At 42.0% G+C, this 18,870-nt stretch carries 16 protein-coding genes; all 16 read right to left on the minus strand.

All coding sequences use genetic code 11. From position 1 onward, the window contains the following. Positions 1-12: 12 nt before the first annotated feature. Complete coding sequence (locus tag EV579_RS01085; protein WP_133743814.1) at positions 13-1,863, minus strand: glycoside hydrolase family 9 protein; 1,851 nt, start codon at positions 1,861-1,863, stop codon at positions 13-15. A 425-nt stretch (positions 1,864-2,288) separates the two neighbouring features. Continuing rightward, entirely contained in the window at positions 2,289-6,602 is a 4,314-nt protein-coding gene (locus EV579_RS01090; RefSeq protein WP_133743815.1) for a PolC-type DNA polymerase III, read from the minus strand. A 73-nt stretch (positions 6,603-6,675) separates the two neighbouring features. Beyond that, positions 6,676-8,373, minus strand: a complete 1,698-nt coding sequence (locus EV579_RS01095) for a proline--tRNA ligase (RefSeq protein ID WP_133743816.1) — start codon at positions 8,371-8,373, stop codon at positions 6,676-6,678. A gap of 80 nt (positions 8,374-8,453) precedes the next feature. Further along, on the minus strand, positions 8,454-9,719 hold the full coding sequence (gene rseP / locus EV579_RS01100) for an RIP metalloprotease RseP (RefSeq protein ID WP_087975441.1): 1,266 nt from the start codon (positions 9,717-9,719) through the stop codon (positions 8,454-8,456). Positions 9,720-9,725: 6 nt separating this feature from the next. Continuing rightward, positions 9,726-10,877: a 1-deoxy-D-xylulose-5-phosphate reductoisomerase gene (dxr, locus tag EV579_RS01105; protein WP_024424147.1), complete on the minus strand. Its 1,152-nt coding sequence runs from the start codon at positions 10,875-10,877 to the stop codon at positions 9,726-9,728. A gap of 39 nt (positions 10,878-10,916) precedes the next feature. Continuing rightward, positions 10,917-11,711 carry a phosphatidate cytidylyltransferase gene (locus EV579_RS01110; RefSeq protein ID WP_024424148.1) on the minus strand — a complete coding sequence of 265 codons (795 nt, stop codon included), beginning with the start codon at positions 11,709-11,711 and terminating at the stop codon, positions 10,917-10,919. A gap of 12 nt (positions 11,712-11,723) precedes the next feature. Beyond that, a complete protein-coding gene (locus tag EV579_RS01115; protein ID WP_024424149.1) occupies positions 11,724-12,506 on the minus strand; it encodes an isoprenyl transferase in 783 nt (260 codons plus the stop codon). A gap of 130 nt (positions 12,507-12,636) precedes the next feature. After that, positions 12,637-13,194, minus strand: a complete 558-nt coding sequence (gene frr / locus EV579_RS01120; RefSeq protein ID WP_024424150.1) for a ribosome recycling factor — start codon at positions 13,192-13,194, stop codon at positions 12,637-12,639. Between the two features lies 1 nt (position 13,195). Next, a complete protein-coding gene (pyrH, locus tag EV579_RS01125) occupies positions 13,196-13,918 on the minus strand; it encodes a UMP kinase (RefSeq protein ID WP_008344767.1) in 723 nt (240 codons plus the stop codon). 134 nt (positions 13,919-14,052) lie between these two features. Further along, the gene (gene tsf, locus EV579_RS01130; RefSeq protein ID WP_024424151.1) at positions 14,053-14,934 is read right to left on the minus strand and encodes a translation elongation factor Ts; all 882 of its coding nucleotides are present in this window, start codon (positions 14,932-14,934) and stop codon (positions 14,053-14,055) included. A 91-nt stretch (positions 14,935-15,025) separates the two neighbouring features. Beyond that, positions 15,026-15,760 (minus strand): 30S ribosomal protein S2, encoded by a 735-nt coding sequence (gene rpsB, locus EV579_RS01135; protein WP_024426991.1) that lies wholly within the window; start codon positions 15,758-15,760, stop codon positions 15,026-15,028. Between the two features lie 155 nt (positions 15,761-15,915). Beyond that, positions 15,916-16,455, minus strand: coding sequence for a Swarming motility protein SwrB (locus EV579_RS01140; RefSeq protein ID WP_133743817.1), 540 nt, complete (start codon positions 16,453-16,455; stop codon positions 15,916-15,918). A 21-nt stretch (positions 16,456-16,476) separates the two neighbouring features. Further along, a complete protein-coding gene (locus EV579_RS01145; RefSeq protein WP_024424154.1) occupies positions 16,477-17,244 on the minus strand; it encodes a FliA/WhiG family RNA polymerase sigma factor in 768 nt (255 codons plus the stop codon). Positions 17,245-17,268: 24 nt separating this feature from the next. Then, positions 17,269-17,769 (minus strand): chemotaxis protein CheD, encoded by a 501-nt coding sequence (locus tag EV579_RS01150; RefSeq protein ID WP_024424155.1) that lies wholly within the window; start codon positions 17,767-17,769, stop codon positions 17,269-17,271. Beyond that, positions 17,769-18,395: a chemotaxis protein CheC gene (locus EV579_RS01155; protein WP_024424156.1), complete on the minus strand. Its 627-nt coding sequence runs from the start codon at positions 18,393-18,395 to the stop codon at positions 17,769-17,771. Before EV579_RS01155 ends, EV579_RS01150 begins: the two co-directional genes overlap by 1 nt. A 12-nt stretch (positions 18,396-18,407) precedes the next feature. Next, positions 18,408-18,869 (minus strand): chemotaxis protein CheW, encoded by a 462-nt coding sequence (locus EV579_RS01160; RefSeq protein WP_024424157.1) that lies wholly within the window; start codon positions 18,867-18,869, stop codon positions 18,408-18,410. Position 18,870: the final 1 nt, after the last annotated feature.

Here is an 18,870-nt window from a genome sequence, read left to right on the forward strand (position 1 = left end):
AATCGTTGATTTTTATTTGTCTGGAAGTGTGCCAAATACTAAAACACCATCGTCAAAGACAGGAATCTTTGTTGTTTTTTGCATATTGGATGTTAATCCTTGATAGGAATAATCATTTGAGGCATCCCATATATTCGATCCATTTGGAGCAGATAATCGAAATTGTATTTCCTTCTTATGCTCAGATTCTCCTCTAGGAGAAATGGCTACGCCCGTAAAATCGATTTCTGCAAAATAGACGCGGCTTGATGCGTCATATACTTTTAAAGGCGATAAGGAAGCGCCTTCATTGTAGGCTGCTGTCACTTGAATATCCTTTTCAGTGAATCCCTTTGCAAAGACCTCACTCAGATTGACGTAATATCTAAAGGATAGTGTTTGACTGCTTCTTGCCGGCCAGCCGGACCTGTTGTACAGCACTGCTTTCACTTGAGTAGATGTTGTATCGTTATGCATCACAGATGCCTCTACAAAAAACTCATCCTCCACTTGTTCTTTAGGCGGGAAATTTGGCAGCTTTGATTGCCCTTCACCAAACAGCTGCACCATTTTGGCGATATTTCCAGTAAAGGCGGCATTATAATCGGTCGCCACCTCGTTAGATATATAATCAGAGATGTCATCATCATATTGATCCTGTGCATTAGGACCCCCTACAAGCGCTCCATAAAGAGTGTGCCGGTGAGATGGAGGATTTGTCAGCTGGTTCGACCATGAGCCATGTGCAGTACGGTGGTGCGGGTGCTTCGGCGGATTCTGGCCAAACCCAACAACGTAGCTTCTATTCAGCGGATTATCACCTAACATATAGTGAGTTTGCTTAATCGCAAACGATTGGTATCGATTTTTCTTTTCTTGATCAGATACCCAATCAGCATAGACAAAGGCTAAAAATGCTGCATTGGCGGCATAACGAAGTGAACCCCATTGATCCAGCCATGCCAAACCGCCAGGCGTATAGGTGATTCTTTCTACTTTTCCATTTTGAACAAGACCTGTGGTCCAGTAATCAAGATTGCGCTCTGTCGATTCTATAAACCTGGTTTCTTTCGTGATTCTTGCTAGTAAGATTTGTGAAGCAAAAAAAGTATTGTCCCATGACATGGTAAACGTATAATCCCAATCCTTCGGCCATTCCTCTACCGCTTTTAATGCTTTGTTTAAATAGGTTTCTTCATTTGTCGCCAAGTACAGCCAGATTCCGCCCCAAATAAGTTCGTCAACATAGCCGCTCCAGGAGTTGTAAAATGGCTGCGCATTGGTGACACAATCTGTATATTTGCCGCGATACCTGTCAGCAAATGCATATAGCTGTTTGGCGTGCGTCAAAAGCTTTGCTGCATAGGACGCATCTGTTTCTTTAAAAATGATAGAACCTGCTGCTAAAGCCGCCGCAGTTTGTGCAGCTACTTCTGTTCCAGGACAATGTTCATCAATTTTAAAAGGTGGCCGGTTCATCGGCATCACTTCTGCTGGCCCCCACCAAGCATGATCGGCGTTTCCATCACCTACTTGCGCCCAAAATTCATTCGGTCCTGTATGTGCTTTCAAAAAATAATCTGTTGCCCACTTGATTTGATCTAAGATCTCATCAAGCAATTCTGCTTCTTCATAAGCTTCCCGGTATTCATATACTGTCCATGCAAGCACGGCTGCTGAGTAAGCCATCGGAAGTCCAAATTTCACATGATCTCCTGCATCATACCAGCCGCCAGTTAAGTCATGCCCAACATCCTTCCCGTCCTCTAGTCCAGAATCTCCCCGCCAGTTAAGACGATTGCTTTCTGGAAGCCGGCCTGACCGCTGCGCTTCATAAAACAGCATGGATTTTTGTAAAACCTCTACATAGTTGTAAGATGCCATTTCTCTATTGCTCACCCCTTCTTTTTAGTGAAACATTGATCAATAGACGCAACCGCCTCCTTTTTATCCTTCGTTTCGTAATCTGTACAGTTTTGAAAAGAATCAAATATGTTTCAAAAATAAGCATAGTAAACAGCAATCAGCTTTACGCTCATCGAAGGTTTTCTCTTGATTCTCCTTCTGACTGTACCCAGAATGATCATATGTCGCTTGAGAACATTTCAGACGGCGAAATTCTCTTTTGAGCTCTATTTGGGTAGAAAGAATGACATACAATCTCTTCTCTTAAAACATCACGCTAAATCAAGATATATGAACGGATAAGAAAATAATTCCAATTGATAAGAAATCTTTATTAGTTAACATAATAAAATTATTGTATATAGAGAAAAGAACGCCCTTATAGGGCGCTCTTATTTATCACATTAAAATAAAGAAAGCTGGTTTTGATCAGGAAGTGCTTCTAAACAGCCTTGACGATCTAAATATTCAAGGATGGTCTTCGACACTTTTCCGCGTTTTTGTAAATCTTCTTTTGAGAGGAATTCCCCATCTTGCCGCGCGCGGACAATATTTAACGCAACGTTTGTACCGAGGCCGGGGATGGAGTTGAATGGCGGTATTAATCCGTCTCCATCAATGATAAACTCTGTTGCACTTGAGCGGTAAAGGTCCACTTTTTTGAAGTGGTAGCCTCTTTCACACATTTCAAGGGCAAGCTCTAGTACAGTTAATAGGTTCTTTTCTTTCGGTGATGCATCTAAACCTTTTGAATTAATATCTTCCATAACAGCTCGAATCGCATTCGATCCTTTTGTCATCGTTTCAATATCAAAGTCATCCGCACGAACGGTAAAGTAAGCCGCATAGTACAGGAGTGCATGATGCACCTTGAAATAAGCAATACGAACAGCCATTAACACATAAGCAGCCGCGTGGGCTTTAGGGAACATGTATTTGATTTTTTTACAAGAATCAATATACCAGTTTGGTACATTATTATTCTTCATTTCTTCTTCCCATTCAGGAGGAAGTCCTTTTCCTTTACGAACAGATTCCATGATTTTAAAGGCAAGTGACGGCTCTAAGCCTTGATAGATGAGATAGACCATAATATCATCACGGCACCCAATTACTTCACTTAGTTCACACGTTTTATTGTGAATGAGCTCTTGCGCATTTCCAAGCCAAACATCCGTACCGTGTGATAGTCCAGAAATCTGAACAAGCTCTGAGAAGGTCGTTGGTTTTGTATCCTCTAGCATTTGCCGAACAAACCTTGTCCCAAATTCTGGGATACCGAGTGTGCCTGTTTTACAGCCAATTTGCTCTTCTGTGACACCTAGTGGCTCTGTCCCTTGGAAAATCTTCATGACTTCAGGGTCATCTGTTGGAATCGTTTTTGGATCGATTCCGCTTAAATCTTGAAGCATACGAATGACCGTTGGATCATCGTGCCCAAGAATATCCAGCTTCAACAAGTTATCGTGGATCGAATGGAAATCAAAATGTGTCGTCTTCCAATCGGAACCTGTCGCATCTGCTGGGTATTGAATAGGTGAGAAATCGTAAATGTCCATATAATCAGGCACAACGATAATCCCGCCTGGATGCTGGCCTGTTGTCCGTTTTACTCCTGTACAGCCTTGTACAAGCCGGTCGATTTCAGCGCCTCTCATATGAAGGTTATGATCTCCTGCATAGCCTTTTACGTAACCATATGCTGTTTTTTCTGCAACGGTACCAATCGTACCTGCTCGGTATACATAATCTTCACCGAACAACTCTTTCGTATAGTTATGTGCGATCGGCTGATATTCACCTGAGAAGTTCAAATCAATATCAGGGACTTTGTCTCCTTTAAAACCTAAGAACGTTTCAAACGGAATATCATGTCCATCTTTTTTATACGGCGCTCCACATTCTGGACAGTCCTTATCGGGAAGGTCAAAGCCTGAACCAACAGATCCGTCATTAAAGAACTCAGAGTGCTTACAGCTTGGGCATACATAATGAGGTGCAAGTGGATTCACTTCAGTAATCTCTGTTAATGTCGCAACAAGAGATGAGCCGACAGATCCCCTTGAACCAACGAGATATCCATCATCAAGTGATTTTTTTACGAGCTTATGAGAGATTAAGTAAATAACGGCAAAGCCATGACCGATAATACTTTTTAATTCTTTCTCAATGCGATCTTCTACGATTTTCGGCAATTCATCTCCGTAGATGCTGCGCGCCATTTGATAGCTCATTTCCCGTATTTCTTCATCTGCACCTTCAATTTTTGGTGTGTAAAGATCATCTTTGATAGGTTTAATGCTTTCGACCATCTCAGATACTTTTTGCGTATTTGTTACGACGATCTCTTTCGCTTTTTCGTCTCCTAGGAAGGAGAAGGCTTCGAGCATTTCATCTGTCGTTCTAAAATGAACTTTTGGCAGTTCATGGCGGTTCAGCGGATTCGCTCCACCCTGTGATGAAATTAAGATTTTACGATAAATTTTGTCCTCTGGATGCAGGTAATGTACATTTCCAGTCGCCACAACTGGTTTATTCAGCTTTTCACCAAGCTTGACAATGTTTGTGATGATTTCTTTTAACGCACGTTCATCTCGAACAAGCTCAAGCTGCAGCAGGTGCTGATACACTTCTGGCGGATGTACTTCTAAATAGTCATAAAATGCTGCAATGTCTTCTACCTCATCAGGGGACTTTTGCATCATTCCTTCAAATACCTCACCCTTATCACAAGCAGACCCAACAATTAAACCTTCTCGATATTTCTCAAGCTGAGAGCGCGGAATACGCGGGACCCGGTAGAAATAATGAATATGAGAAAGTGAAACAAGCTTAAATAAATTCTTAAGACCTGTCTCATTTTGAGCAATCAAAGTCGCATGGTAAGGACGTGAGCGCTGGTAAGCATTCGACTGCCCCATGTTTTCATTCAATTGATCGTGATAGGCAATTTCTTTTTCAGCCGCATCTTTTAGCATCTTCAGCATGAGATAGCCTGTCGCCTCTGCATCATAAATCGCCCGGTGATGCTGCGTCAGTTCAATATCGAACTTTTTACAAAGGGTGTTCAGCCGGTGATTTTTAAATTCAGGGTAAAGGAACCGGCCAAGTTCAAGTGTATCAATGACAGGGTTTGACGCTTTATCTGTTTTTAACAGGCGTTTATACGCTGCATTTAAAAAGCCCATATCAAAGCTCGCATTGTGCGCAACAAGGATATCTTGTCCAATCCATTCTTTGAAATCCCGTACGACGTCGACGACATCTGGTGCATCTCTCACCATATCATCGGTGATACCTGTTAATTCGATGGTGGTCGCTGATAACGGGTGATGGGGGTTTGCAAATGCCTCAAAGCGGTCTATGATTTCCCCGCCTTTTATTTTCACTGCTGCAAGCTCAATGATCGTGTCATAAACAGCTGAAAGTCCAGTTGTCTCGACGTCGAATACGACATACGTCGCATCCTCTAACAAGCGGTGCTCTGGGTTATATGCAATCGGTACCCCGTCGTCTACTAAGTTGATTTCCACACCGTACATCATTTTGATGCCATGCTTTTTACTTGCTGCATACGCATCTGGGAAGGATTGTACAACGGCATGATCTGTCAGGGCAATTGCTTCATGTCCCCATTTTTTTGCTTGTTCAACAAGTCTGCCAATGCCAGTGACAGCATCCATTTGGCTCATAGGAGAATGTAAATGAAGCTCCACACGTTTTTCACCCTCAGGTGCTGTATCTTCTTTCAGCTGTGGTTTCATTTCATTGACATCATTAGCGATCATGACAAGATCTCTGACAAACGTATCATTTTGAATGCTTCCTCTTGCTTTCACCCACATGCCTTTTTTCAATGATTTCATCAGCTGTGCATCTTCTTTTTCTCTTGCAAACATTTTGATCAAAATACTGTTTGTATAATCTGTGATCTTAAAGATACAAAGCGTTCTCCCGCTTTTCAGCTCACGCGTTTCTGCATCGAATACGTAGCCTTGAACGGTAATTCTTCTTTCCTCGTCCATGATACTATCAAGCGTACGAATTTCTTCATTGTCTTTGATTTGATAGCCAATCATCAGAGGGCCTGACGGAGCTTCATTCTGCTCCTCACTTTCTTTCTTCTCCATCTCAGTGAGGGCTTGCATGGCTCTTTCTTGATCTTCAGCAAGCTTTTGTTCTCTGAACTTCTGAATCTCTTGATCTGATACAAAAATTTCTGTATCGAATTGCAGCTCTGGAAAGCCCACTTGTTTAAATGCGGCCTGGAGCATCGGGCTGTACTTCTTCTTAATAGCGAGTGCCTCTGTTTCGCTTTTCGTTTTAATGATGATTTTATGTCCAGACAGCGATGGTTTTTGCTGCTGAAGCAAGCTGATGATTGGGGGAGAAATTCCTTGAAGTTCTTCCACACAATGTGACCAGTACGATTGCACGAGTTCTTCAGATATGTGCGGATCACTCACTTCAATCGTACAAGTGATTTGTGCAATATGTGAAAATGCATTTGTCAGCCTGCTGAGAAACATGGCGTATACTTTGTAAGGCAAAAGCGCCTTAAATTTAAAAAGGAAATGCCAAGTTTTCGTCGCCTTATGCACCGTCAATTTGACGATTTCTCCTTCTTCAAAGTAACGACTGAGGTCATCATCTGTCATTTGAATCTGATTGAGTAATATATGAAATTGCCGCCGTGTGATCGGTAATTGTTCATCCAAGACAGGACCCTCCTTTTGTCAATCAGAAAGGTACCTCTTTTCTACAGGAGGTACCTTCATTTTTTTGTTCGTTTTATGCTTGGCGTATAAATGAAATCAGATCATCAACAGATACTTCATGTGATTCACCTGATTTTCTAAACTTCACTTCTACTATACCTTCTTCTGAACGTTTTCCGCAGCTAATACGAATTGGCAGTCCAATTAAATCACTGTCTGCAAATTTTACTCCTGCACGCTCCTGGCGGTCATCGAAAAGTACGTCGAAACCTTCATCTTCTAATCGCTCGTACAACGTTTCAGCCAGTTCTTTCTGCGCATCGTTTTTCATATTTAATGCAAGGAGGTGAAGGTCATATGGTGCCACTGTTTCCGGCCAAATGATTCCTTTCTCATCGTGATGCTGTTCAACAATCGCTGACAGCGTTCTAGAGATGCCGATGCCATAGCAGCCCATAATCATTGGCTGCGCACGACCATTCTCATCGAGGTACGTTGCATCCATCGACTCAGAATAACGAGTACCCAGTTTAAAGACTTGTCCTACTTCAATCCCTTTTGCAAACTGGATTGTGCCTTCCCCATCTGGAGAAACATCTCCTTCTTGAATCAAGCGAAGATCTGTGAATTCTTTTACTGATACGTCACGTGCAGGATTGACATTGACGTAATGATAATCCGCTTCGTTTGCACCAGCGACAGCATTTGTCATTCCTTTCACAGCAAGGTCCGCATAAATATCGACTTCTGCTTCCAGTTGAACAGGTCCAACAAATCCAGGCTCAGTTCCAATGACTTCTAGCACTTCTTCGCGTGAAGCAAGCTCGACAAGCTGTGCTCCTACCAAGTTTTTCACTTTCACATCATTTACTTCATGATCGCCTCTAGTAAGGATCAGAACATACGCATCGTCTGCTTTAAACAAAACAGATTTAATGCAAGCAGCAGGGTCAACTTCTAAAAATCCAGCCACATCTTGAATGGTTTTCACTTGCGGTGTGTGGACTTTTTCAAGTTCTTTGAAGTCCGCAGGATTTGCTTCTTCTCCGTGATATACAGCCTCAGCCATTTCAATGTTTGCAGCATATGAGGAAGTATCAGAATAAGCGATGGTATCCTCTCCGACTTCTGAAAGCGCCATGAACTCATGCGTATCTTTTCCTCCCATTGCCCCAGAATCTGCAATGACTGGTCTAAAATTGAGACCCACTTTTGAGAACACATTAGAGTAAGCTGTAAACATTTTGTTGTATGTCTCATCAAGGCTTTCTGGTGAAGAATGGAATGAGTATGCATCCTTCATGATAAATTCACGTCCGCGCAGCAGTCCAAAGCGTGGTCTCTGTTCATCACGGAATTTTGATTGAATTTGATATAGCGTTAAAGGAAGCTTCTTATACGATTTCACTTCGCTGCGTACTAGTGATGTGATCACTTCTTCGTGGGTTGGGCCAAGCGCAAATTCGCGGCCATGGCGATCCTTCATACGCATCAGTTCTGGACCGTATGTATACCATCTTCCTGACTCTTGCCACATTTCTGCCTGCTGCAGGACTGGCATTAACAGCTCAGCTGCGCCTGCCTTTTCCATTTCCTTGCGGACGATCGATTGAATATGCTGAATGACTTTATGCGCAAGCGGCAGATAATGATAGATTCCACTTGTATTTTGTCTAATAAACCCAGCTCTTACTAAGAGTTGATGGCTTTTTGCCTCAGCATCTGCCGGCACCTCTCGAAGAGTTGGAATGAAAGTCAGGGATTGTCTCATGTCGTTACACCTCATTTATGAAATAGGACTTCTCACAAAAACTCTTGTTTCCCGGAATGAGAAACAAGAGAGAATGGTTTTTATAAAAATAACCGCTGGATGTCATTCCACGTGACCACTAACATTAACAGCATGAGGAAAGCAACACCGATAAAGACAACGAGTGCTTCCTTCTCACGATTAATTGGTTTACCGCGAATGGCTTCAACAAATAAGAATAGTAAACGTCCTCCGTCTAATGCAGGAATCGGTAACAAATTCACGATGCCTAGGTTGATACTGAGGAACGCCGCAAACTGCATTAATGTTAACACACCTTGTTTGGCTACTTCTCCTGTCATGTCATAAATTCCAACAGGACCTGCTAACATGTCTAGTGAAAATTGTCCTGTGACAATTTTTTGCAAGTTCGTTAAGATCAGACCTGCCGTTGAAATGACAGTTGTTCCAGAAGATGAAATAACTTTCAAAAATCCATTTTCCGTTGGCGGATATGATCCGAAACGGCCAATGCTTTTCCCATCTGCTTTTACAGCTTCTGGTACAACCTGCACAGTGCTTTCTTTGCCGTCTCGGTCAATGACGACATTCATTTTTTTCTCAGGGTTCTTTTGAACTGTTTGAACGACGTCTGTCCAAGAATTCATTTTCTCGCCGTTAATGGACACGATGTGATCTCCCTGCATGAGTCCAGCCTCAGCCGCCCGGCCGTCTTTCGTCAGCTTACCGAGTACAGGATCATCAACGGTTACCCCTTGAATAAAACCTAAAGCAACCAAAATTACATACGCCAGGATAAAGTTCATAATCGGTCCAGCTGCGATAGCTTTAATTCGCTGCCAAACTGTTTTTGAACCAAATTGACGATTGTATGGTGCGATTTGAATTTCTTCACCATCTGCAATATAGAAGCTTGTTTGACTGACATTGTAGCCAGTCAGAATATCTTCATTTCCAGCTTCATATCCCGAGATTCTCATAGCATGATCTAAATCAATCTGCTCAACTTCGATGACAAGTGCATCAGGATATTTTTCTTTATCATTTAAAATGATCTTTTCTACTTCATTTTGCTCATTGAATAAGAGCCCCACTGTATGACCTGGTTTAATTTCGATAACTTCAGGGTCCTCTCCAGCCATTTTAACAAATCCGCCAATAGGGAGAAGTCTAATGGTATAAACGGTTTCTTTTCGTTTAAAGGAGAAAATCTTCGGCCCAAAACCAATTGCGAACTCGCGGCATAAAATCCCCGCGCGCTGCGCCATAATTAAATGGCCAAGCTCGTGGAAAAAAACGAGCGTTCCAAAAATAATAATAAACGCAATCACTGTATTCACGAACATACCACCTTATGTGAGGATTGATTGAACAAAGTCTCGTGTATCTTTGTCCACTTCATGGATATCTTGCAAACTAGGCGTTGAAATCACATGATGTCTGATTAGTGCCTTTTCAATCAATTCTTCAATTTGCAGGAACGTTACTTTGCCTTTCAGAAATGCATCGACTGCCATTTCATTTGCTGCATTAAGTACAGCAGGCATTGTCCCTCCTATTTTACCTGATTCATAAGCAAAATGTAAGCAGCGATACCTGTCAAAATCCGCTTTTTGGAAATTCAATTGTCCAATCTCCCAAAGGTTCAATGATTTCGCTTCTTGTAACGGCGCCCTGTCAGGGTATGTGAGTGCATATTGAATAGGCACTCTCATGTCAGGTGTCCCTAACTGAGCCATGACGCTTTTGTCGTGAAATTCCACCATCGAATGGATAATGCTCTCTTTATGTAGCAGCACATCAATTTGTTCATAAGGGATATCAAACAACCAATGTGCCTCGATCACCTCGAGCCCTTTATTCATCATCGTCGCTGAATCAATGGTGATTTTCGCTCCCATCGACCAGTTCGGGTGGTTCAGCGCTTCTTCAACCGTAACACCTTCAAGTTCAGTTCGTTTTTTATCTCGGAAACTACCACCTGAAGCTGTCACGATTAAGCGTTCAATATTTTTAGCTTGTTCACCTTGCAGGCATTGAAAAATAGCGGAATGCTCACTATCGACAGGAAGTAAAGGTACATCATATGTTTTAGCGTACTCTTTTACTATATGACCAGCTGTCACAAGTGTTTCCTTATTTGCGAGTGCAATCGTCTTTTTTTGTTCAATGGCCTTTAATGTTGGAACAAGTCCAACACTTCCTACAAGTGCATTGACCACTACGTCCACTGCATCATAGGTCGCTGCCTCGATGTTGGCTTCATCACCAGCAGCCAGCTTCACATCGTATGCAAATGAATGATTTTTTAGCATGTGATAGGTTTCTTCGTCTACACAGCCGACGAATTCAGGCTGAAAGCGCTCAATGATCGGAATCGCCTTTGCTATATTTCTGCCAAATGTCATGGCTTTCAGCTTAAACTTGTCCGGGTGCTGACTGATCACATCTAACGTTTGTTCTCCAATTGATCCTGTTGCGCCTAATAGCGAAATATATTTCAAATTGCCACTCCTTCTCTCGTTCAATAAGTTTCTATGAGGTTAGCTGGCAAACGTTGCGAGCAGTAAGTATAAAAACGGCAGAACGAATAAAAAGCTGTCAAACCTGTCCAAAATCCCGCCATGGCCAGGGAGAATTGTCCCTGAATCCTTCACATGATAATGACGCTTTAAAGCAGATTCCACAAGGTCGCCAAGCTGTCCAAAGATACTGAGTAAAAGAGTAATAAACATCACAAGCAGATATGATGGCAAAAATCCTGTAACCGCCTGAAACACAAGTGACAACACGACCGCCGTGACGATTCCGCCGATAAATCCTTCTACTGTTTTGTTTGGGCTGATTTCTGGCCAAAGCTTTCGTTTCCCCATAGATTTTCCAATAAAATAGGCTCCTGAGTCAGTAGACCATATAATTACTGCTGCGAAGAAGATCGCACTCATGCCATATAAGCCTCTAATTTGGATAAAATAATAGAAACTAACGCCAATATATAATGTGGCTAATACAACAAAAGCAACCTCATCGAAAGTGAAAGAGTTTTTGCTCAAAACTGTATAAGTTAAAAGTATTAAGACTGCAAATAAAGCAATCTGCATTTTTGATGCGTCCACGTTTGGGAAGAAGCTGTTGTCTCCGCCCATTAAAAGCCAAAGCAATATTAAGCTGACAATACCAGGAAAGCTGAAAATCGAGATCTTTTTCATTCTTAAAAGCTCAAAGAGAGCGACACTTCCCATTAAATAAATCAGCAGGGTAAATGGCATCTGTCCATATATAACTGCAAGCAAAAAGACTGCAGCTGCCAAAACACCCGTCAAAATTCTTTGTTTCATCTGCACCACCCTCTAAATTCCACCGAACCTCCGGCCGCGGCGCTGGTACTCTCCGATAGCGCCTATAAGGTGCTCATCAGAAAAGTCAGGCCAAAGCACATCCGTAAAGACAAACTCGCTGTACGCAATTTGCCAAAGCATAAAGTTGCTTAATCTAATTTCTCCACTCGTGCGAATGAGCAAATCCGGATCTTGAAGAGATTCTGTCATTAAATAAGCTGAAAACATCTCTTCTGTGATGTCTTCTGCTCGAAGCTTACCTTCTTTGACCTTTTCAGAAATTTGTCTGCATGCGGAGACGATTTCTGTGCGCCCTCCATAGTTGAGCGCAAAGTTTAAAACGAGCCCGTCGTTATTCGCCGTACTCTTTACTGCGTTCTCTACCGCTTTTTTCGTATGCTGCGGGAGGCCGTCTGGATCACCTGTTAAACGCACACGGACATTCTCCTCGATGAGTTCAGGCAGGTAGATGTTTAAAAATTCTTCAGGAAGTTTCATTAAAAAGTCTACTTCTAGTTTTGGACGTTTCCAATTTTCCGTAGAGAAAGCATACAAAGTCAGCACTTTGACATTTAGCTCATTTGCAAGCTTTGTCATGCGCTTGACGACTTTCATTCCTTCATGATGACCTGCTACCCGTGGAAGAGCACGTTTTTTCGCCCATCTTCCGTTCCCATCCATGATAATGGCGATATGTTCAGGAATTTCTCCATTTAATATGTCTTCTTTTGTCAGGCTTTCTAAGTTGGAAGCTGCTGTTTGCTGATTCTTCCAATTTTTGAGTATATTGAGCATGAGATTCCTCCATCACCCAAAAAGGTTGCGTTCCCGCTAAATAATATAGTCATCAACAGTATTAACAAAAAAACCCCCTGTAAACATGAAGAGGGTCTTTTCACTATTATCTATTGTACATAGTTTTTTCTTAAACTTCCATGATTTCTTTTTCTTTATCTTTCGTCACGTCATCAATTTTAGCGACATATTCATCTGTCAATTTTTGAACATCCTCTGTCGATGATCTTAATTCATCTTCAGTGATCTCCCCATTTTTCTCAAGCTTTTTCAAATCATCGTTTGCATCACGACGCACGTTACGAACAGCTACTTTTGCTTCTTCTGAGTATTTTTTTACGACTTTCACAAGCTCTTTACGTCTTTCTTCAGTTAGCGCAGGAATCGCAATACGGATCACATTTCCGTCACTTGTTGGCGTGATGCCAAGATCAGACTTTTGGATCGCTTTTTCGATATCACCGATTGCTGTTTTATCGTAAGGTGTGATAATCAGCATACGTGCTTCTGGCACTGTAATCGACGCAATTTGGTTAAGCGGTGTTTGTGCACCGTAATAATCCACTGTCACTTTATCAAGCAGTGAAGCATTCGCACGGCCTGCACGAACAGTTGCAAGCTCACGTCCGTACGCTTGTACGGCTTTTTCCATTTTTTCTTTCGTTTGGTTCAACACTTCTTTTGACACGTTATTTCCCCCTCACGATCGTTCCGATTGATTCGCCGTTTACGGCACGTTTAATATTTCCTTCTTCCATAATGGAGAAGACGATTAATGGAATGTCATTGTCCATACATAATGAGGACGCAGTAGAATCCATTACAGCAAGCCCTTCTTTAAGTACATCAAGATATGAAAGCTTATCATATTTTACTGCATCCGCATCTGTACGAGGATCAGCACTGTAGACACCATCTACATTATTTTTCGCCATTAAAATGACATCTGCTTCAATTTCTGCTGCTCGAAGTGCTGCTGTAGTATCTGTAGAGAAATAAGGATTCCCTGTTCCAGCAGCAAAAATGACGACACGTTTCTTCTCAAGATGACGGATCGCTTTTCTTCTTATGTATGGTTCTGCAACCTGTCTCATTTCAATAGAGGTTTGCACTCTAGACTGAATGCCAAGCGTTTCTAGGCTGTCCTGTAACGCCAGTGAGTTCATCACTGTTGCCAGCATCCCCATGTAGTCTGCTGTTGCACGGTCCATTCCTAGATCACTGCCTGTCTTCCCGCGCCAAAGGTTTCCTCCGCCTACAACGACTGCAACTTCAACATCAAGCTCTGCAATTTCTTTTACTTGCTTTGCAATTGATTGAATGACAGTTGGGTTAATTCCATTTCCAGCATCACCCGCTAGTGCTTCGCCACTTAGCTTCAGTACAATGCGATTATATTTCGGTTTGCTCATGATAACCTCCAAGTGTATACTATACCGTCTCTTATTATGCGTAAGAAACTGCCTTTTGTAAATCAATATCCTCTAAAAAATAGGGAACACAGTGCTTGTGCTCCCTAAAAAAGCCCCAGAGAGCTTTTCAAACATTATTTTTTCACTTGGCTCATAACTTCTTCAGCAAAGTTGTCTTGACGTTTTTCGATACCTTCGCCCACTTCATAGCGAACATAAGTTTGAACAGTTGCGTTTTTCGCAGCTACAACTTGTTTCACTTTTTCATCTGGGTTTTTAACGAACGCTTGGTCAAGTAAGCAAATTTCTTCGAAGAATTTGTTTAGACGGCCTTCAACCATTTTAGCTACGATGTTTTCAGGCTTTCCTTCTTGAAGCGCTTGCTGTGTTAATACTTCACGCTCACGGTTTGCTTCTTCTTCTGACACTTGGTCACGAGAAATGTATTTAGGGTTTACAGCTGCAACGTGCATTGCGATGTCTCTTGCAAGCTCTTCGTCAGTTGTTCCGTTAAGAACAGCTAACACACCGATACGTCCGCCCATGTGCAGGTAAGAACCGAATGCAGCATTATCTTCTTTTGTGATGACAGAGAAACGGCGTAGAGTGATTTTCTCTCCGATTTTCGCAATTGCAGATGTGATATGCTCTTCAACTGTTGAACCGTTTTCCATTTTAGAAGCATGAGCTTCTTCAAGTGTTGCAGGTTTAGCAGCAAGCAAATGATCAGCAAGTTCGTTAAGAAGTGCTTGGAATCCTTCGTTTTTCGCAACGAAATCAGTCTCAGAGTTCACTTCTAGGATCACGCCTGTGTTGCCGTCAGTTTTGATAAGAGTTAATCCTTCTGCCGCAATACGGTCTGCTTTTTTCGCAGCTTTTGCGATTCCTTTTTCTCTTAGAAGGTCGATTGCTTTCTCGATGTCACCATCAGTTTCTGTTAACGCTTTTTTACAGTCCATCATACCTGCACCAGTTTTTTGACGCAGTTCTTTAACTAATTGAGCAGTAATTGCCATTTTACATTTCCTCCTTCTATGTTAAAACACGGATTACTAGGTGAAAAAAAGGTGATAAAAGGCATTTCCCTCTTATCACCTTTTGAATAGGTTACGCAGTTGTTGTTTCAGTTTCTGTCGTTTCTTCTACAACAGCTTCTTCTTCGCCTTGTTTAGACTCAAGAATCGCATCTGCCATTTTAGCAGTTAGAAGTTTTACAGCACGGATTGCATCATCGTTTGCAGGGATCACAACATCAATTTCGTCTGGATCACAGTTTGTGTCAACGATACCGATGATTGGGATATTCAATTTACGAGCTTCTGCAACTGCAATACGCTCTTTACGAGGGTCGATAATGAAAAGTGCATCCGGAAGACTCTTCATGTCTTTGATTCCGCCTAGGAATTTTTCAAGACGCTCTAATTCTTTTTTCAGTTGAACGACTTCTTTCTTAGGAAGAACTTCGAATGTACCGTTTTCTTGCATTTTTTCAATATCTTTTAAACGTTTAATACGTTTTTGGATTGTTTCAAAGTTTGTTAAAGTTCCACCAAGCCAGCGTTGGTTCACATAGAACATACCAGAACGGATTGCTTCTTCTTTCACTGAATCTTGTGCTTGCTTTTTCGTACCAACGAAAAGGATTTTTCCTCCGTCAGCAGCAAGGTTTTTCGTGAAGTTGTAAGCTTCCTCTACTTTTTTCACCGTTTTTTGAAGGTCGATGATGTAGATACCGTTACGCTCTGTAAAGATGTAACGCTTCATTTTTGGGTTCCAACGGCGAGTTTGGTGACCGAAGTGAACACCAGCTTCTAGCAATTGTTTCATAGAAATAACTGACATTTTGTTGCCTCCTAATATAATGGTTTTTTTTCCTCCGCTTAAGTCATGTTCACATAAAACTGCGCCACGGCAGCACCTTTATACGAATCATTAAGCGTGTGTATTTAACACCAAGAAATAATATAACACATGATGGACTGACAATCAAGAATCCTTTACAGCTTTCCGCTAAATTTTAATAAAAGCTCGATTTCTGTCTTACCAGTTTTCATTTCTTTCGCTATTTCTTCTAGTGACCGCCCTTTATCATATAGGGTCTTCACTTGGTCCTCGAATGTTTCTTCTATTTCACTTTTAGAAGGCAGAAAAGACTCTGTTTCAAGTTGTGGAACGGGTTCGTTTACCTTCTCTTCCTGCACCTCAACTTCGCTAAGGAGAGCCGACAGGTGCTCTGGTACGGGATCTTCACTTTCGACCGATTGCTGGGATTCAATTGGTGGTTGTGGCTGCTTTGGTGTCTGAAGATCCGATTTCAGCTCTTCAGCAGAAAAATCAGGGGAAGCGGCTGCCACTTTTGATAGTTTGTCATTCTCTTCTTTGACCTCCATCAAAAATGCAGCCAGGGTATTTTCCGTTTCTTCTAGAAGTTCTCGCTGCTTTTGTTCTGTTGCCTTCAGCGAATTCATTCTCGTATATAAAATAATCACAAAATAAATAAGTGCAGCATGAAGCATGAAGCTAATCAGCCATAACATATTTTTTCACTCACTAACTCTTTAAGATTGAATGGCTTTATCAAGCAGATGCTTAAGCTTGAACAAGGCCTTTGAATGAATTTGCGAAATGCGCGAGGTAGATAAATTGAGCACTTGACCGATTTCCGTTAATGTCAGTTCTTCTTTATAGAAAAGACTGATCACAAGCTTTTCTTTTTCTGAAAGCTCTGTGATTTTTTCAGAAAGCTGTTCAATTAATTCATCTTTCAGCATTTTCTCTTCTGGAGTCACAGACTTCTCGTCGCGAATCATGACTTGGACGTTCTCTCCGTCTTCTTGATCATGCAGCTTCTCATCGATTGAGAGAAGATTTGCAAAGAATCCTTCATTCATCGTTGTGACGACATCCTGTTCACTCATGCCGAGTTCCTCAGCCACCTCTGTCGGCGTCACATTACGCAAATAACGCTGTTCAAGCTTTTCAATAGCCGCTTCTACTTTTTTTGTTTTTTCTCTTGATGTACGAGGCAGCCAGTCCTCTTTACGAAGACCGTCGATAATGGCCCCGCGGATTCTGAAGGATGCATATGTATCAAACTTCAGATCTCTTCCGGGATCAAATTTTTCAAGGGCATCATATAAACCGAGCATCCCTAGACTGATCAAGTCTTCTTTATGCACTGACTTCGGGAGACCGATGGAAATTCTTCCAACATGATATGTGACGAGCGGCATATAGCGGCGCATAAGATCATCTCCAGCAGCTGGGTCTTTCCACTCTTTCCATCTAGCCCATAGCGCCTGATCTTCGTAATTTAAGGATTGCATCTTTATCCCCCTATACTTCCTTAGTTATATCTTCATAATGCCTTGCTTCACAGTACGGATCTCAAGCTCTGCCGTAAGCGGATCGAATTCGATTGTACGGCCACTGTTTCCGCCTGTATCCTCACTAATAATTGGGATATGATGAAGAGACAGATGTTCTTTTACAGCTGAAACGTTTCTAGGTCCAATTCTCATTAGATCATTGGTTGACTTAAACTTAAACATTTCCGCCCCGCCAGCAAGTTTTGCCTTTAGCGCATGTTTGCGTGCGCCTGCTTTTAAGAGCAGATCAATTGTATGCTTGACACCTGTATCTGCATATTTAGCCAAGTTCTCCACCGCCCCTTTTGAAAGAGAGGAATCTGGAAGCATAACATGGACAAGGCCTGCCAGCTTTTTGTCTTGATCAAACAAGACAAGCCCTACGCAGGAACCAAGACCGGATGTCCGAATGCGGTCCGGTGATTTAACAAGCTGAACATCCGCAATACCAACCTTTACAACTGCCGGAATTTGCACGTTCATTATAGGTTACCTAATGCTTTGAATAGTTTTTCGAATGATTCAAAGTCTGGTAATAGAAACATATTTCCTTTCAGCTCTTGCTTATTTTGATCATCAAAAATAGATGTATCAATCACAATCGCCTGATCCCCAAGAGGACTGAATTGCATCAACCCTTCACTAATGACAGCCCCGAACATATCGAGCGTGACATCTGGAACACTTGGGTAAAGCTGCAATTTGGTTAAATCGGCAAGGGCTGATAAATAAGAGCCCGCTAAAATATTTCCAAGTTCATGAAGTGCTGACGTCCCCATCTCATGTTCATGAATCGTATCAATATCAAATGCCGGATCCTGGACAAGCTCTCTTACAAATTGCTCTGCTTGCTCAAACGGCATAATGAAAAAGATTGAGCCGGTTAAATCCCCTTCCATTCGCAGGAAAATGCTTGCAACAGGAAGGTCTGCACCGCCAAAGAAATCCATTAAATCTTCAAACGAGAGAACCTTGACAAAAGGAACAGCCATATCGATTTTGCGATCCAATAGGTTGGCAAGAGCAGACGCTGCGTGGCCTGCCCCGATATTCCCAACCTCTCCTAAAATATCTAGCTGTTCATCTTTAATTTCGTTGAAAATGCTCATTTCACATCCCCCTTAATGAACAGGTGCACCTTGAACGCTCTTGTCGAGGACAGCACCGGCATGAATGATATTGAAAAGACGCTGATCATGCTTAATGATACCTGTCACCCATGACTGTCCTTCTTTTTCAGCTGATTCAGGAGAAGATTCTACTTCTTCCTGATGGACGGTTATGACATCATTTGCTTCATCAACAATCCAGCCGACTTCAATGTCACCAACTTGTACAATGATCATTCTTGTTTCATCTGTAATTTCGTTGTCAGTAGAACCAAGTCTGACTCTCAGGTCAATGACAGGTGTCACGACACCGCGTAAATTAATAACACCGCATATATAAGGGGCAACGCCAGGAACTCTTGTCGGCTGCTGCCATTTTTCAATGGACTTTACTTCTGATACTGAAATGGCGTATTCTTTTTTGTTTACGATAAACACAATCATCTTTTCGCCAGTTTTGATATCTGTACTCATT

Origin of the sequence: Bacillus sp. BK450, from assembly GCF_004364885.1 — a bacterium.
Classification (GTDB): domain Bacteria; phylum Bacillota; class Bacilli; order Bacillales; family Bacillaceae; genus Bacillus; species Bacillus safensis.

Excerpts from the sequence above, each read along its gene's own strand:
- EV579_RS01085 (WP_133743814.1), bottom strand. The coding sequence starts at position 1,863 with ATGGCATCTTACAACTATGTAGAGGTTTTACAAAAATCCATGCTGTTT.
- EV579_RS01155 (WP_024424156.1), bottom strand. The coding sequence starts at position 18,395 with ATGAGCATTTTCAACGAAATTAAAGATGAACAGCTAGATATTTTAGGA.
- EV579_RS01160 (WP_024424157.1), bottom strand. The coding sequence starts at position 18,869 with ATGAGTACAGATATCAAAACTGGCGAAAAGATGATTGTGTTTATCGTA.
- EV579_RS01115 (WP_024424149.1), bottom strand. The coding sequence starts at position 12,506 with ATGCTCAATATACTCAAAAATTGGAAGAATCAGCAAACAGCAGCTTCC.
- EV579_RS01095 (WP_133743816.1), bottom strand. The coding sequence starts at position 8,373 with ATGAGACAATCCCTGACTTTCATTCCAACTCTTCGAGAGGTGCCGGCA.
- EV579_RS01140 (WP_133743817.1), bottom strand. The coding sequence starts at position 16,455 with ATGTTATGGCTGATTAGCTTCATGCTTCATGCTGCACTTATTTATTTT.
- EV579_RS01150 (WP_024424155.1), bottom strand. The coding sequence starts at position 17,769 with ATGAACGTGCAAATTCCGGCAGTTGTAAAGGTTGGTATTGCGGATGTT.
- rpsB (WP_024426991.1), bottom strand. The coding sequence starts at position 15,760 with ATGTCAGTTATTTCTATGAAACAATTGCTAGAAGCTGGTGTTCACTTC.
- EV579_RS01110 (WP_024424148.1), bottom strand. The coding sequence starts at position 11,711 with ATGAAACAAAGAATTTTGACGGGTGTTTTGGCAGCTGCAGTCTTTTTG.
- pyrH (WP_008344767.1), bottom strand. The coding sequence starts at position 13,918 with ATGAGCAAACCGAAATATAATCGCATTGTACTGAAGCTAAGTGGCGAA.
- EV579_RS01145 (WP_024424154.1), bottom strand. The coding sequence starts at position 17,244 with ATGCAATCCTTAAATTACGAAGATCAGGCGCTATGGGCTAGATGGAAA.
- tsf (WP_024424151.1), bottom strand. The coding sequence starts at position 14,934 with ATGGCAATTACTGCTCAATTAGTTAAAGAACTGCGTCAAAAAACTGGT.
- rseP (WP_087975441.1), bottom strand. The coding sequence starts at position 9,719 with ATGTTCGTGAATACAGTGATTGCGTTTATTATTATTTTTGGAACGCTC.